Below are 14,595 nucleotides of genomic sequence, written 5' to 3' on the forward strand. Positions count from 1 at the left end.
CCTCCCAGTCTTCTTTCCTAAATGATACTATTTCTAATCTATATTGACAAGAATAATTACGTAAATACCCTAGGAAATATCAGGTTTAACACCAATTTTTAAAAATAATATAATTATTACACACTTTTTGGTTGATTATATATACAAAAAAAGGAAACCGTAATTTCACGCTTCCCTTTTACAATCTTATTATTCTGGAAAATTATAAAACGCTGTTGACAAGTAACGTTCACCATTGTCAGGAATAACAGTCAATACTTTTTTACCTGGTCCTAATTTTTTCGCGACTTGAATAGCGGCATGTACCGCAGCTCCAGCTGATATCCCAACGAGCAGCCCTTCTTGCATTGCTAATTGACGAGCAGTTTCCATTGCATCTTCACTAGCCACTGCAATGACCTCTCCATAGATATCTGTGTCTAATACTTTGGGTATGAAACCTGCGCCGATTCCTTGTATTTTATGCGGACCCGGAGTTCCACCTTCTAAAACAGGTGACTCAGTCGGTTCAACTGCAACTATTGAAATTTTCGGATAAACTCGTTTCAGTTCTTTTCCAACTCCAGTAATCGTTCCACCAGTTCCCACTCCAGCTACAAACGCTTCTAACCCTGCTGGTCCAAAAACATCTTGTATTTCTTTCCCAGTTGTTTTTTCATGAGCTTCTGGATTAGCTGGATTATCAAATTGCATCGGCATAAAGTAGCCGTCTTTTTCTGATAATTCGGATGCTTTAGCGATTGCACCTTTCATGCCATCAGAACCTGGAGTAAGCAATAACTCAGCGCCGTATGCCTGCATTAATTTTCTACGTTCAACACTCATCGTATCCGGCATAACAATAATTACCTTATACCCTTTGGCAGCTCCGACCATTGCTAAACCGATACCAGTGTTTCCACTAGTTGGTTCCACGATGGTATCGCCCGCTTTAAGTTGACCGGTCTTTTCAGCTTTCTCGATCATACTTAATGCAATTCGATCTTTTACACTTCCGCCCGGATTAAAAAATTCCAGTTTCACAAAAATATCAGCGGCTCCATCAGGGACAATGTGTCCTAACTTTACAATAGGAGTCTTCCCTATTAATTCGGTAACAGAATTAAAAATTTGAGTCATGATCCATTCCTCCATTTTGTTATTCGAATACGTAAAAACTTTCTTGTATTTATAATAGCTCATATGATCTTATCTGGCTATCATTTTGCTACTATTCCCTACTTGGACTATACTCTTTAAACAAATTTAACAAAAATAGTGTATAGTAGAGAAGACTTAAAAATCGTAAATAGGAGTATATTCCCTTATGAAAATTAAAAATATTAGTCCCCGTGGCTATTGTTACGGAGTTGTTGATGCAATGGTTATTGCTAGAAACGCGTCTCTTGATGAAAGCTTACCACGTCCAATCTATATTTTAGGTATGATCGTTCACAATAAACACGTAACAGACGCCTTTGAAAGCATCGGAATCCATACATTAGATGGTAATAACCGTGAAGAGATTCTATCCCAAGTCGATCAGGGAACCGTTATTTTCACAGCGCATGGCACTTCACCAAAAGTAAAAGAGTTAGCTATCGAAAAAGGTTTGACTGTTATTGATGCAACGTGTCCTGATGTGATGATTACACACGAATTAATCGCTGAAAAAGTTGCAGAAGGTTATGAAATCATTTATATTGGAAAAAAAAATCACCCGGAACCTGAAGGCGCGATTGGTGTTTCACCCGAACATGTTCATTTAGTTGCTAATTTACCTGATATTGCGAATTTACAGCTGGATGCTGATAAAATCTTTGTGACCAATCAAACAACTATGAGCCAATGGGATGTTAGTGACTTGATGGATTCCATTCAGGAGAAATACCCTCATGTGGTGATTCACAAAGATATTTGTAAAGCGACCCAGGTTCGTCAAGAAGCGATCGTTGAACAAGCTCAAGGTTGTGATTTAACAATTGTTGTTGGTGATCCGAAAAGCAATAACAGTAATCGATTAGCGCAAGTTTCTATTGAACAAGCTGGAGTTCCAGCGCACAGAATCTCTGATGTTTCACAAATAGACCCTAACTGGTTGGCTGATGTTGAGCAAATCGCTGTAACGGCAGGCGCTTCTACTCCCACTCAAATTGTTCGTGAAGTTATTGATTATTTAACTCATTTTGATATTGATGATTCCAACACTCACATAAGGAATTCAAGAACAATGCCTGAAGACATTTTACCTAGACCAAGAATAAAAGATCTTACGAAAAATCGTCAACGGCGTTTAGAAGAATTGCGATCAGGTAAACGATAAAAAATAAAGCTAACAACAAAAAGTCATTGAGATGACAAAATGTTGCTAGCTTTATTTTATACGACTTGTAATACTTGCCCAACAGTAATTAATTCAGCAGTTATGCCGTTTGATGCCATAAGTTGATCCACAGAAATGCCAAACTTTTCAGCAATCCCCCATAGAGTATCTCCAGAGGCTACAGTGTAAGATTGAGCAGTGGTAGTTGTGCTACTTTGACCAATCGTTGATTGGTCCGTCGTTGAATTATCATTTGTCACAAATGATCCAGTGCTTCCACTGTCATAAGCTGTTAAACCATAAGCAGAAATTAACCAATTCAATTTGCTTGCATAATTAGGATCCGTTGCATAACGTCCAGCTAGTGCTGCTGTAGCATCCATATAACTAGACGTATTACTTTTCCACACGCCTGAATAATGGTAATTACCGCTGGAGGCTATGGTTGTTCTTAGGACATTCGCATGATCCTGAAATGATTCAGTATATGATGGATAACTTCTAAAAGGTTCAGTCACTGTCACCCATTCGCCATTTAAATACTCTGATGTAGGCATATAAACTGTTTGACCACCGTAACTGCCCTTCACACCAAATAAATTGTAATTAGGCGCCGCTGCTAGGCCTGACGTACCGTAACTGCTTTCTAACAATGCTTGTGCAATCATAACAGAGGCATATAAGTCATTGGCATCAGCTACGGAAGAAGCCGAATATCCAATAGAATCAATAAATGCTTGTTGAGAAACTTCGTTTTGCGTTTCAACTTCAGTTGCTTGAACTCCTAGTGGTAATAAATTACCTGCAATTGGAAGAAATACTAATGAAGTCCCTACCATAGAGGTCAGACGCATACGTCTATTTTTATGCTCTTTTTGCTGGTGTCTACTACTTCTTGTTTTAATCTCGTCCATTCATTTGTTCCTCCTCAATTAGAACATCGTACCATCATTCTACTCGGGGTCTTTCTTATAAACAATTATTTACTCTTGAAATTTGAAGTTTTAAAACAGGCGTAACCCAGTTGAAATTTTTGTTTTATTGACCAATCCTATATTTGTTTTATACAGTTTACTTAGTGTCTATTATTCGGACGTTTTTTTTTAGATAAATACCTTTGTCCCGCAATTATTAAGTTTTTTTAAATGCCTATAAAACGATTGCAATACTTTCTTTTCATGTTACAATTATTACGTAATGATTACAAAAAAACTTTAAATGGAGTGAATAAAATGAAAAAAATGGCAATATGGTTGGGTATAAGCACATTATTAGTCGGTTTAACAGTATTACCTACTATCAGTTTGGGAGAAACAATTACAAGTTCTGAAGAAAATTCCAGTAATATTCCTGTAACATCTGAAGCAGTATCTGAAGAGCAATCAACTTCTTCTGCAGAGTCTAAAACGAAAAAAACTGAAAATTCGACTGAGAGTTCACGCGAAAATAGAAATTCAGCCGATTCTAGTTTGACTATTTCAAGTTTATCCTATGATTTTGTATCTAAAACTATTTCAGGTAAAACCGCTCCAAGAGCTACAGTTTACGCTACAATTGTTTATGATTCAAACGGAATTGCGGAACCAAGTGCGACAGCGGAAGCTGACAATAATGGACATTTTTCCATTAATCACCTTTTTGATACAGGAAGAAAAATAAGCCTTACCGCACAACTAAATGACGTACTTAGTGAACCGACTACTTTTATTATTCCGAATGATCCTTCGTTAACAATTTCAAATTTATCTTATGATTTTGCAACTAAAACTGTTTCAGGTAAAACTGCTCCTGGTGCTGAAATTTATGCTACTCTTTCTACTAATAAAAGTCCAAAAGTAGATGACTTAACAACAACAGATAAGAATGGGAACTTTTCGTTTGTAGGTCAATTTTCTTCTGGTCAGGAAGTCATGTTTATTGCTTATTTAAACGGGGCTTCTGGTGAAGAGATCAGTTATACAATCCCGACGAAAGCTGCCACCTTAACAATCAGTGATTTATCTTATGATCATGACACAGGAACCCTTAGTGGAAAAACTGCTCCTCATGCAGCTGTTGGACTTACGATGCCAACTACTATGGGACAAGCACGTGTAATGAGTGATGAAAACGGCTATTTTTCATATAAAGAAGCCCCCCTTGCTCCAGGCACTGTGCTAACTATCACTGCCTATCTTGGGGATGATTACAGTGAAACCGTCTCATTTACTATTCCAGAAAAAACAGCTTCTTCTCATACTACGATAAGTACCAAACCAATTGGTAAAACAACAAAAAATCTTCCTAAAACAGGAGAAAATAAAAATTTCAAATTGGTCATTCTAGGTTTTCTTACCATTTTATCAATACCTTTTATCTATAAAAAGATAATATAAAATTCTTAATTTAAAAAATAAAAAAACAGAAAGTCACAACTCGTGAATTTCTGTTTTTTATTTTTATAGACTATTATATTTTGAAACTACATTATCCACGGTAAAACCAAATTCTTTCAAGACTAGATCTCCAGGAGCAGAAGCACCAAAGTGATCAATCGTTACAGTTGTGCCTTCAGTTCCAACATACCGTTCCCAGCCAAATGGTGAAGCAGCTTCAATTGCTACTCGTTTGGTCACAGCTTTAGGTAAAACTGACTCTTTGTATTCCGCCGATTGTTTTTCAAACAAATCAAAACTAGGCATTGAAACAACCGAAACATCTTTTCCTTGTTCTGCTAAAGCTTTTTGGGTTTCAATCGCTAAATTAACTTCTGAACCAGTTGCAATTAAGATACCTTCTGGTTTTTCGCCTTTTTGCTTCGAAATTACATAAGCGCCTTTTTGGACAAGTTCTCCTGCATGTTCTTTTGTTCCTTCAATAACAGGTAAGTTTTGACGACTTAGAACTAACACTGTTGGAGCATTTTTTGTTGTCATAGCAATCTTCCATGCTGCAACTGTTTCGTTACCGTCGGCTGGACGAATCACTTGGACACCTGGCATACAACGAATACTTGCTAATTGTTCAACAGGCTCGTGCGTTGGTCCATCTTCACCTACAGCGACAGAATCATGTGTTAGCACATAGGTTACAGGCGTATTTTGGATCGCTGCTAAGCGGACTGCAGGACGTAAGTAGTCTGTAAAAACAAAGAATGTTCCGCCATAAACACGGCTTCCTCCATGTAATTGAATGCCATTCATTGCTGCCGCCATTGCAAATTCACGGACACCAAACCAAATATTGCGGCCTTCATATTGTCCCGGCTCAAAATCTTTTTCAGCTGCGACCATTGTATTATTTGAAGCAGATAAATCAGCAGAACCGCCCCAGAAACCTGGTACAGCCTTAGAAATTGCTTGAATTGTTTCTTTGCTCGTTACTCGACTAGCTGCGCTTGAACCTACTTCATAAGTTGGTAGTTCACTATCCCAATTTTCAGGAAGCTCATCAGAGAAGGCTTGTTTGAATTGTTTAGCCAATTCAGGATGCTCTCTTGTGTAATTGGCAAACATTTCATTCCACTTGTCTTCGGCTTTTCCGCCTTCGTCTACCATTGTTTCTTTAAAACGAGCAGCAACTTCTTCTGGAACTGTAAAATCAGGATATTCCCAACCATAAACGGCTTTAGCAGCAGTAATTCCTTCTGCTCCGATTGGTGCGCCATGAACAGAAGATGTTCCTTCTTTTGGAGCGCCATAACCGATAACTGTTTTGACCTCTATCAATGTTGGTTTATCGGATTCAGCTTTTGCTGCTTCGATTGCTTTTGAAATTTCTTCTAAATCATTACCATCTTTCACTAAGATATGTTGCCAACCATATGCTTCGTAGCGAGCCCCAACATTTTCTGTAAATGCTTTTGATGTTGGTCCATCTAATGAGATATCATTTGAATCATATAACACGATCAGCTTACCTAGCTTCATATGTCCGGCCATTGAACTAGCTTCTTGCGAAACACCTTCCATCAGATCACCGTCACCACATAGTGCATAAGTATAGTGATCGATTACTGGAAAGCTATCACGATTATAAGTCGCAGCAGTATGCGCTTCAGCCATTGCCATACCAACAGCCATTGCAATGCCTTGTCCTAAAGGACCAGTCGTTGCTTCAACACCATCTGTATGATGAACTTCAGGATGTCCGGGTGTTTTGCTATCCCATTGACGGAAACTTTTCAGATCATCCATCGATACACCGTATCCTGCTAAATGAAGCAGACTATACAACATTGCAGAACCATGACCAGCAGATAGAATGAAGCGGTCTCTATCTACCCAATTTCTTGATGTTTTTGGATTTACTTTTAAATGCTTTGTCCAAAGCGCATAGGCCATAGGTGCAGCACCCATTGGTAATCCAGGATGTCCTGAATTTGCTTTTTGTACTGCTTCGATACTTAGTGTGCGAATTGTATTGACGCCTAACTGATCAGTGTTGTCGAACAAAAAAATCATCTCCTATTTAGGTTTTTTTTACCTTTATTAACTATATTTTATCGTATTTCGTTTATGAAAGCAATTACTTTTAGTAAAAAAAACTAAAATTATTTCCTATTGTGCAATCCTTTAGCTTTCTGGATCTCTTTCAATTTTTCTGGCGTTACATCATTTCCTTTAGGATCAACCACTTTCATTCCCTCGATATGATGACGCATACCACCGCGAAAAGCAGCTAAATATTCTTGACGAAGTACTTTTTGTTCTGCTTTTTCTTTCTCAGTCAATTCACCTTCTTTTGCCTTTTTAGCAAGTTCATTGATTCGGTTCATTTTTTCAGACGATAACATAGTCATACCTCCTTATTTTAAAAACTAGATAGGCTCGCTCAGCGCTCAGATAAAAATAGTTCTGTAATACTTTTTCGCAGTCATATTCTATTTTTATAAAAAATCGAGCTTATTGCTATCCCATATAGCTAGACAAGTTTACATTCCATGTCTATCTTATAAGATGCACACAAAAAATACAACTATATTCTTAGATAAAAAAGAAACAAAACCGCCTATTCTATACAAAAATTGCCCTAACAGTACTTATTTCAAAAAAATACGAACGCCTGTTTGATTCCTATATAAAACTATGGTACACTAAAATTATAAATTGAAAGAAGGTGCGGGTTTTGGTGAAACGTACAGACACAAGGCAAGTCGAGGTTTTAAAATATATATACGAACAAGTCGAACTGAAAGGCTATCCCCCGACCGTTAGAGAAATTGGTAAGGCGGTTGATCTTTCTTCAACATCTACTGTTCATGGACACTTAGCCCGTTTAGAAAAAAAAGGGTTGATTTTACGTGATCCCACTAAACCAAGAGCAATTGAATTAACAGCGGACGGCCTGGATAAAATTGGTGTTAAACCAACAGTTATCCCGATGCTCGGAGTTGTTACCGCTGGGGAACCTATCTTAGCTGTAGAAGAAGCTTCTGATTTCTTCCCTCTTCCTCCTGATTTAAAAGCAGAAGAAAATGCTCTGTTTATGCTGACTATCAGAGGTGAAAGTATGATCAACGCAGGGATTTTGGATGGTGATCAAGTAATTGTCCGTAAACAAAGCTCTGCATCAAATGGTGACATCGTCATTGCCATGACTGATGAAGATGAAGCTACTTGCAAACGATTTTTTAAAGAGATAGATCATATTCGTTTACAACCTGAAAATGATGCGCTAGATCCAATTATTTTAAGTAATGTGAGTATTTTAGGTAAAGTTGTTGGTTTATACCGCAATCATATTTAAATAACAAAAAAAACATACTAGCAATAGTATGTTTTTTTTGTTATTCCTCCGAATAAGCCTCATTAACGTTTTAATCAGCTGCTACTTTACGCTGATATGTCTCGAACTGATACTCATAACTATTTTTTTCGTCCTTAGATCCTTCACTTAAATTGATTAATGTCCAATCATCCCAAGCAACAGTTGGAAATTTCGTATCACCATCAAATATATGATGAATCACTGTACGATACAGCACATCACAATAAGGTAAAAAGTCCTCATACACTGCTGAACCACCTGCAATAAATGTAATCCCAGCAAAAGTTTTAGCGTAATCTAGAACTTCATCAATCGTATGAAATACAATGACCCCTTTTGCACGGTATCCTTTGTCTCTTGTCAGGACGATCGTCTGACGATTCGGCAGTGGGCGGCTTCCCATTCCCTCAAAAGTTTTTCTTCCCATAACAATCGTGTTGTCTTCAGTCATTTGCTTAAAAAATTTCAGATCATTTGGCAAATGCCAAGGTAATCGATTTTCTTTACCGATCGTCCCTTTTTCATCTTGTGCCCATATGGCTGCTAGCATCAGGAAACTCCTTTCAAATTAAACGGCAATCGGTGCCTTGATTGCTGGATGCGGATCATATCCTTCTATAACAATATCTTCCATATCAAAATCAAAAACAGATTTTTTTTCTTGATTCAATTTTATCGTAGGAAAAGATCGAATCTCTCGAGTAAGTTGTTCATTCATTTGATCAACATGGTTGGTATATAAATGTGCATCTCCTAATGTATGCACGAAATCGCCTACTTCTAAACCTGTTTCATGAGCAATTAAATGCGTTAATAAAGCATAACTGGCAATGTTGAAAGGAACACCTAAAAAAACGTCTCCACTGCGTTGATACAGCTGGCAACTTAGTTTACCATCATTCACATAAAATTGAAACATTGTATGACACGGCGGCAAAGCCATTGATGGAACATCTTCTGGATTCCAAGCAGACACGATCAGACGTCTTGAATCAGGCGCTTTTTTTATCATTTCAATAACATTTTTTAGTTGATCGATGAAACTACCGTCTTTGGTTTCCCAATGGCGCCACTGAGCTCCATAAATATTGCCTAGTTCACCATGTTTCTCAGCAAAAATATCATCCGATAAAATTTTATTACAGAATTCTTTATGTTCTTTTTCATAGCTTTTCTTAAATTCTTCATCAACAAGAACACGACGACCAAAGTCTGTCATATCAGGACCTTGGTATTCATCACTTTTGATATAACGTTCAAAAGCCCATTCATCCCATATGTGATTGTTATGTTGCAGGAGATAGCGGATGTTCGTATCACCATTTAAAAACCATAAAAGCTCGCTTTTAATTAAACCAAACGGCACTCGCTTAGTCGTTAACAAAGGAAATCCTTTTGTCAGATCAAAACGCATTTGATGTCCAAAAATACTTTTTGTACCTGTTCCAGTGCGATCTTCTTTCAAATGACCTTCCTCTAAAATCTTACGGCCTAATGCTAAATATGCTTCTTCCATAGTTACTGCCTCCTAATTTTCTGCAAATTCACTCAAATATTCCCAACGTTCCATTTTTTCTTCAAGTTCTTGTTCCACTATGGACAAGCTTGACTGAAGCTCTTGTAATTTTGTGAAGTCATCTCCTTGATGATTCATCTCTTGTGTAAGTTGATCTGAACGTTCTTCAAGTTTTGCTATGTCATCTTCAATTGATGCCCACTCTTTTTGTTCCATGTAGGTTAATTTGGTCTTTGCTTTTTTTTCAGTTTCTTTAAGTGGTGTTGTTTCAGTTTTAACTAACTTTTTCGATTTCTCTTTATTTGTAGTAAGATACTCACTCATTGAACCAAAATAGGTTGTGATTTGACCTTCTCCTTGAAAAACTAATAACTTATCCATTGTTTTATCAAGAAAATAACGGTCATGAGAAACAGCGATCACAGCCCCTTTAAATGTTTGAATATAATCTTCTAATATTGTTAAAGTATCAATATCTAAATCATTTGTCGGTTCGTCCAATAATAACACATTTGGTTGACCAATCAATAGTTTTAACAAGTATAAGCGGCGTTTTTCACCACCAGAAAGTTTGCCGATGATCGTACCATGCATAAACCGTGGAAACAGAAATCGTTCCAGTAGCTCGGCAACCCCGATACTTGTTCCATCTGTTCTTTGCACTTGTTCTGCTGCATCTTGTAAATATGAAATCATGCGTTGAGTCGGATCCATTGCTTCATTTTGCTGTGTATAGTATGCAAGATTAACTGTTTCTCCAATCGAATACATCCCACTATCCAAAGGTAAACGCCCAGCTAAAATATTTAATAGTGTCGATTTTCCAGCACCATTCTTCCCAGTAATACCAATGCGATCTTTTGCTTGAACAAGTAAGTCAAATTCTTTTAAAAGTGTTTTTTGCTCGATTCCGTAACTTCCATCTTTGATTTCTAAAACTTTTTTACCCAATCTTTGTGTCGCAACATCTATTTCCAATTGCCCTTTTTGATTGACTTGATGGAGGTTTTCTTTAAGATCATGGAAGCGGTCTTGTCTCGCTTGTTGTTTAGTCCCACGTGCTTTTACGCCAGCACGCATCCACTCTAGTTCTTGTTTGTAAAGTTGTTTTCTTTTTTCTTCTTGTTCAACACCAACACGCTCACGTTCTGCTTTAGCAATAATATAAGCTTCATAATTCCCTTTATATTCATATAACTTCCCAAAAGACAATTCAAAAATTCGGTTTGTTACTCGATCTAAGAAATAACGGTCATGAGTTACCATTAAAATTGCCCCGCGATAACCATTTAAAAAGCTTTCAAGCCAACTGATTGCTTCGTAATCTAAGTGGTTGGTCGGTTCATCAAGTAATAGTAGATCTGGTGATTCTATCAATACTTGAGCTAAACTAACACGTTTCTTTTGCCCACCGGATAACTCACCAATTTTTTTATGTAACGTTTCTATGCCTAATTTTTGTAAAATAATTTTGGCATCAGTATCAGCAGTCCAAGCATCTTCTTTATTCATACGTTCTTCTGCTTGTGCATATTGTTTTTGTGCAACTTCGCTAAGACCATCTTCAGCCAAAGCAAGTAACGCCAATTCGTAGTTTTTTACCGCTTGAATAATAGGTGTATCTCCCTGAAAAACAGCTTCTACCACGGTTAAATCAGGGTCAAACTCCTGATCTTGAGAAAGGTAGCCTATTTGATAATCATTCGCTTGTTGAATGGATTCAATATCCCCATCACCGCTATCCTTACCTGCCAAAATATTTAATAAGCTCGTTTTCCCCGTTCCATTTGTACCGATTAAACCAATCCGGTCTTTATCATGAATATGGAAAGAAATATGATCAAATAATGTCTTCTCTCCATATGTTTTGGTCAATTCATTTACTTTTAACTCATTCATATGCTCACGCCCTTTTCATCCTGCCTATTGTAACAAATAAAAGTAAAAAAAAGAAGCTAGTTTTCTTGGTCTGCTTCTTTTTTTAATTCTCTTGTCAATTTTCTCAATGGAATGGTACTGGAAACATCATTGATTGAATATGATTCTAATAAATTAACATTTTTACGGTATTCATTTGCTTCAAAAGAAGATATTTTTTCAGAAAGCTCATATTCATCGATCATTCTTCGTTCTTCTTGATATCCAATCAAAAGTTCCTTAACATAGTTGGACTGAGAACGTACGATAAATGAATCAATAAAAGTTCCATCTTCTAATCTATGAGCAAATTGTAAACGCCCCTCAATAAAGAATTGTATGATTTCATCATCATAAACACCTTTTAAATTATCTAAACTTTTTAAAATAACTTCTGTATTTTGTAAAAAGACTTGTCGAACATTTTCTAATTCTTCTTTTTGATATTCTCGTCGATTCTCTTCATCTTTTTTGGCAAACAATAAATTAGGATGAACAAAAAATGCAATGATTTGACGAACAAAGAGCAACCAAAAACCAATAATAGACAAAAGCTGCCTTGCAATAGAACGTTCCATCCTTGAAATCAGGCGTTCATAAAGTCGATAACCTTCGATCCCAATTTCTTTTTGGCGGAAGCTTTCTTCTAAACCGTCACGCTCAATCGAAACAATCAGTGCCCTTAATTCCTGTACCTCTTGTCTCTGATCCGAAGGCAATTGCTCTGTATATAATTCTTTCACACGGTCTTGGTAATTCTCAATGACAACATTCATTTCGACATGAGGATCTTCATGATTTATCTTTTTAAGTCTCTCCATAACTTCTTGCAACAAAGTAATACCTTGAATATTGGTACTTTCTACCTCATCAGACTCAGTTAAAAATGGCAAAACAAGAATGCCGCCAACTAATGTAACTAAGATTACACACGCTGTAATAAATAAAAGCAAGGATCGTTCAGGAAAATCTTGCCCATTGATAGTTAAAGGCAAGATGAAAATCGTCGCTAAACTAACTGTTCCTTTGACTCCGCCAAATGTTAGAATCAACATTTCGTTCATTGACTGCCAAACATTTTTCAAACCATTCTTTACACTATAGATCAATACGATCGAGAAAAAACGTGCAACAAATAGTGTAACGCTTAAAATCAGAACAACTACCATTAAGAAACTATTTGAATACGTTTCACTATTCCAAATCGGTGAAAAAACTTGTGATAACTCTATTCCTAAAAAAAGAAAGACTAATGCATTCAACATAAATGTAATAGTACCCCAAGTGCTTTCAGAAACGTTTGAAAGTTCTGCCTCGAATAATGAGACCTTTTTAAAACTAGCGGCTTGCATAACCCCTGCCACAACGGCAGCAATAATTCCAGAAACATGAAAAAGTTCAGCAACCATATATGCCAAAAAAGGCAACAATAACTCTAATAATAAATAACCAGTTACATCTCTTGCAGAAGCTTTTTCTAAAATCATCACGACTTGCCGCTTGATCATGACCAAAGCAGCACCTACAATGGCACCACCGATGCTGGAAACAATCAACGTAATTCCCGCATCTGTAGCGGAGAAGCTGCCTGTCAGCAATGCTGCAAGCGCAAATTGAAAGGCAGTAACACCAGATGCGTCGTTTATCAGGCCTTCGCCTTCTAAAATATGCATCGCTTTAGGTGGTATCTGGATTTTTCCAGATAAAGAACCTACAGCGACTGCATCTGTAGGTCCAAGTGCTGCACCCAAAGCAAAACAAGCTGCAATCGGCAAAGCAGGAATAACCATATGTAAAGCCCATCCCACACTTACAAGTGTGATCAAAACGCCAATGAAAGCTAAAAATAAAATAACACTAAAATTTTTCATAGTAGCAGAAATATCGTTTCGTTCTCCTTCACGGAACAACAATGGCGCTATGATCATCACTAAAAATATTTCTGGTTCAAATGTTATCTCCCGACCAATATCTGTCAAACCAATTAAAACTCCAACGATTATTTGTACGATTGGTAAAGGAATGATTGGAACGATTCGATTGAAGACATTTGAGAATGTTATCGCAAAAGCAAAAACAATAATTAAATAAACAAACTCCATCTCGTATCCCCCTTATTCATTATTGATTAAGCTGTTTCCCTAAATACCGTAATAATTTTTCTTTTTTACAGGTAATTTTTTTCTCTATTAATCCAAGCTCTTTCTCTTTATCACACAGTTCTAATTGAGCACGGCGCGCTTCTAAACGAAGTAACTCAGATTTGATTAATTCAATTTTTTTATAGTTCAAAAAATTTCTCTTTTTTATATGACGCTCCCATTCAGCTTTTTTCTCTGGGGGCAATTCTTTATATTTTTCACGTAATTCAGCGATTCGTTGTTCTATTTCTTTATTCACAACAATACTTCCTTTCAGAATTTCTCTGCACATTATAGCAAACAGTTAAAGAAATACCTACTAAAATTAACTATTATTTAAAAAAATCTTTTCAAATTGACTACCTGTTTCCACAACTTTGATAAACACTGAAAAAAACATATTGTTTTCTCCTCTTTTGCTCGTTTATTTCTCTTCATCCACTAAAATACTGATTTCAGTCTCTTCATTTAAACGCTCAGAGAGAAACGCTAATAAATCCTCTAAGGGAATTGAAAATGTCATCATTGGACCACGCCGGCCATTTTTAAAATAATTTAAACGGATTTCTTCTTTCTTAAGTAATAAAGCCATTTTCTCGATATCTTGATACATGACGCCATTCTTATCAAATGGACCTAAAATAAGTCGATCATCTGAAAGACCCTTTGTATCCAGTAAAAAACTCAAAACAAGCAAAATTGAAAGGAAACTACGAATTCTTTGATCGACCGTTTGTTCGCTGATCAAAGAGAGGATCAAGATAAACAAACTGAATCCAATCACTACACCAAAAATAAATTTTCTTTTAACATTTTTGATCAAAACACTTCTTCTTACCAAACCCAAGTAACTATACATAACCACAACAAAAGCTGCGAGTAATACTGTAAAAAAATCTATTGCCAAAATATACTCCTTTATAAATGGATTTTACTATTTAATTACCTAAATGAATGTAAGTAGACACACC

Annotated in this window: 13 protein-coding genes; 3 read left to right on the forward strand and 10 right to left on the reverse strand. The window is 36.5% G+C overall.

Annotated elements, in window-relative coordinates:
- Window positions 1-189: 189 nt before the first annotated feature.
- On the reverse strand, window positions 190-1,119 hold the full coding sequence (gene cysK, locus AC4BB7_RS09055; RefSeq protein WP_490482800.1) for a cysteine synthase A: 930 nt from the start codon (window positions 1,117-1,119) through the stop codon (window positions 190-192).
- Between the two features lie 187 nt (window positions 1,120-1,306).
- Between cysK and AC4BB7_RS09060 the strand changes: the two genes are divergently transcribed.
- Window positions 1,307-2,302, forward strand: coding sequence for a 4-hydroxy-3-methylbut-2-enyl diphosphate reductase (locus AC4BB7_RS09060; RefSeq protein WP_490482801.1), 996 nt, complete (start codon window positions 1,307-1,309; stop codon window positions 2,300-2,302).
- Window positions 2,303-2,358: 56 nt separating this feature from the next.
- Here the strand turns inward: AC4BB7_RS09060 and AC4BB7_RS09065 are convergent, their stop codons facing one another.
- Window positions 2,359-3,216, reverse strand: a complete 858-nt coding sequence (locus AC4BB7_RS09065) for a glucosaminidase domain-containing protein (RefSeq protein ID WP_490482802.1) — start codon at window positions 3,214-3,216, stop codon at window positions 2,359-2,361.
- Between the two features lie 318 nt (window positions 3,217-3,534).
- Here AC4BB7_RS09065 and AC4BB7_RS09070 point away from each other — a divergent pair, with 318 nt between their 5' ends.
- Window positions 3,535-4,677: an LPXTG cell wall anchor domain-containing protein gene (locus AC4BB7_RS09070; protein WP_490482803.1), complete on the forward strand. Its 1,143-nt coding sequence runs from the start codon at window positions 3,535-3,537 to the stop codon at window positions 4,675-4,677.
- A 63-nt stretch (window positions 4,678-4,740) separates the two neighbouring features.
- On the opposite strand, the gene tkt is transcribed toward AC4BB7_RS09070, so the two are convergent.
- Window positions 4,741-6,735, reverse strand: coding sequence for a transketolase (gene tkt, locus AC4BB7_RS09075; RefSeq protein ID WP_086313084.1), 1,995 nt, complete (start codon window positions 6,733-6,735; stop codon window positions 4,741-4,743).
- A 98-nt stretch (window positions 6,736-6,833) separates the two neighbouring features.
- The gene (locus AC4BB7_RS09080) at window positions 6,834-7,076 is read right to left on the reverse strand and encodes a DUF896 family protein (RefSeq protein ID WP_086313085.1); all 243 of its coding nucleotides are present in this window, start codon (window positions 7,074-7,076) and stop codon (window positions 6,834-6,836) included.
- Window positions 7,077-7,408: 332 nt separating this feature from the next.
- On the opposite strand from AC4BB7_RS09080, the gene lexA reads away from it, so the two are divergent.
- Entirely contained in the window at window positions 7,409-8,029 is a 621-nt protein-coding gene (lexA, locus tag AC4BB7_RS09085; protein ID WP_170922946.1) for a transcriptional repressor LexA, read from the forward strand.
- Window positions 8,030-8,099: 70 nt separating this feature from the next.
- Here lexA and AC4BB7_RS09090 read toward each other — a convergent pair whose 3' ends face one another.
- From AC4BB7_RS09090 to AC4BB7_RS09115, 6 genes are all read right to left on the reverse strand, one after another.
- Entirely contained in the window at window positions 8,100-8,600 is a 501-nt protein-coding gene (locus tag AC4BB7_RS09090) for a dihydrofolate reductase (RefSeq protein ID WP_490482804.1), read from the reverse strand.
- Between the two features lie 18 nt (window positions 8,601-8,618).
- On the reverse strand, window positions 8,619-9,566 hold the full coding sequence (locus tag AC4BB7_RS09095; RefSeq protein ID WP_490482805.1) for a thymidylate synthase: 948 nt from the start codon (window positions 9,564-9,566) through the stop codon (window positions 8,619-8,621).
- A gap of 12 nt (window positions 9,567-9,578) precedes the next feature.
- Window positions 9,579-11,465 (reverse strand): ABC-F family ATP-binding cassette domain-containing protein, encoded by a 1,887-nt coding sequence (locus AC4BB7_RS09100; RefSeq protein ID WP_490482806.1) that lies wholly within the window; start codon window positions 11,463-11,465, stop codon window positions 9,579-9,581.
- 56 nt (window positions 11,466-11,521) lie between these two features.
- On the reverse strand, window positions 11,522-13,585 hold the full coding sequence (locus AC4BB7_RS09105) for a cation:proton antiporter (protein WP_490482807.1): 2,064 nt from the start codon (window positions 13,583-13,585) through the stop codon (window positions 11,522-11,524).
- 19 nt (window positions 13,586-13,604) lie between these two features.
- On the reverse strand, window positions 13,605-13,883 hold the full coding sequence (locus tag AC4BB7_RS09110; RefSeq protein ID WP_086279471.1) for a hypothetical protein: 279 nt from the start codon (window positions 13,881-13,883) through the stop codon (window positions 13,605-13,607).
- 165 nt (window positions 13,884-14,048) lie between these two features.
- Window positions 14,049-14,531, reverse strand: a complete 483-nt coding sequence (locus AC4BB7_RS09115) for a hypothetical protein (RefSeq protein ID WP_490482808.1) — start codon at window positions 14,529-14,531, stop codon at window positions 14,049-14,051.
- Window positions 14,532-14,595 lie beyond the last annotated feature (64 nt).

Source organism: Enterococcus sp. AAFC-DPL-5182 (genome assembly GCF_058216605.1).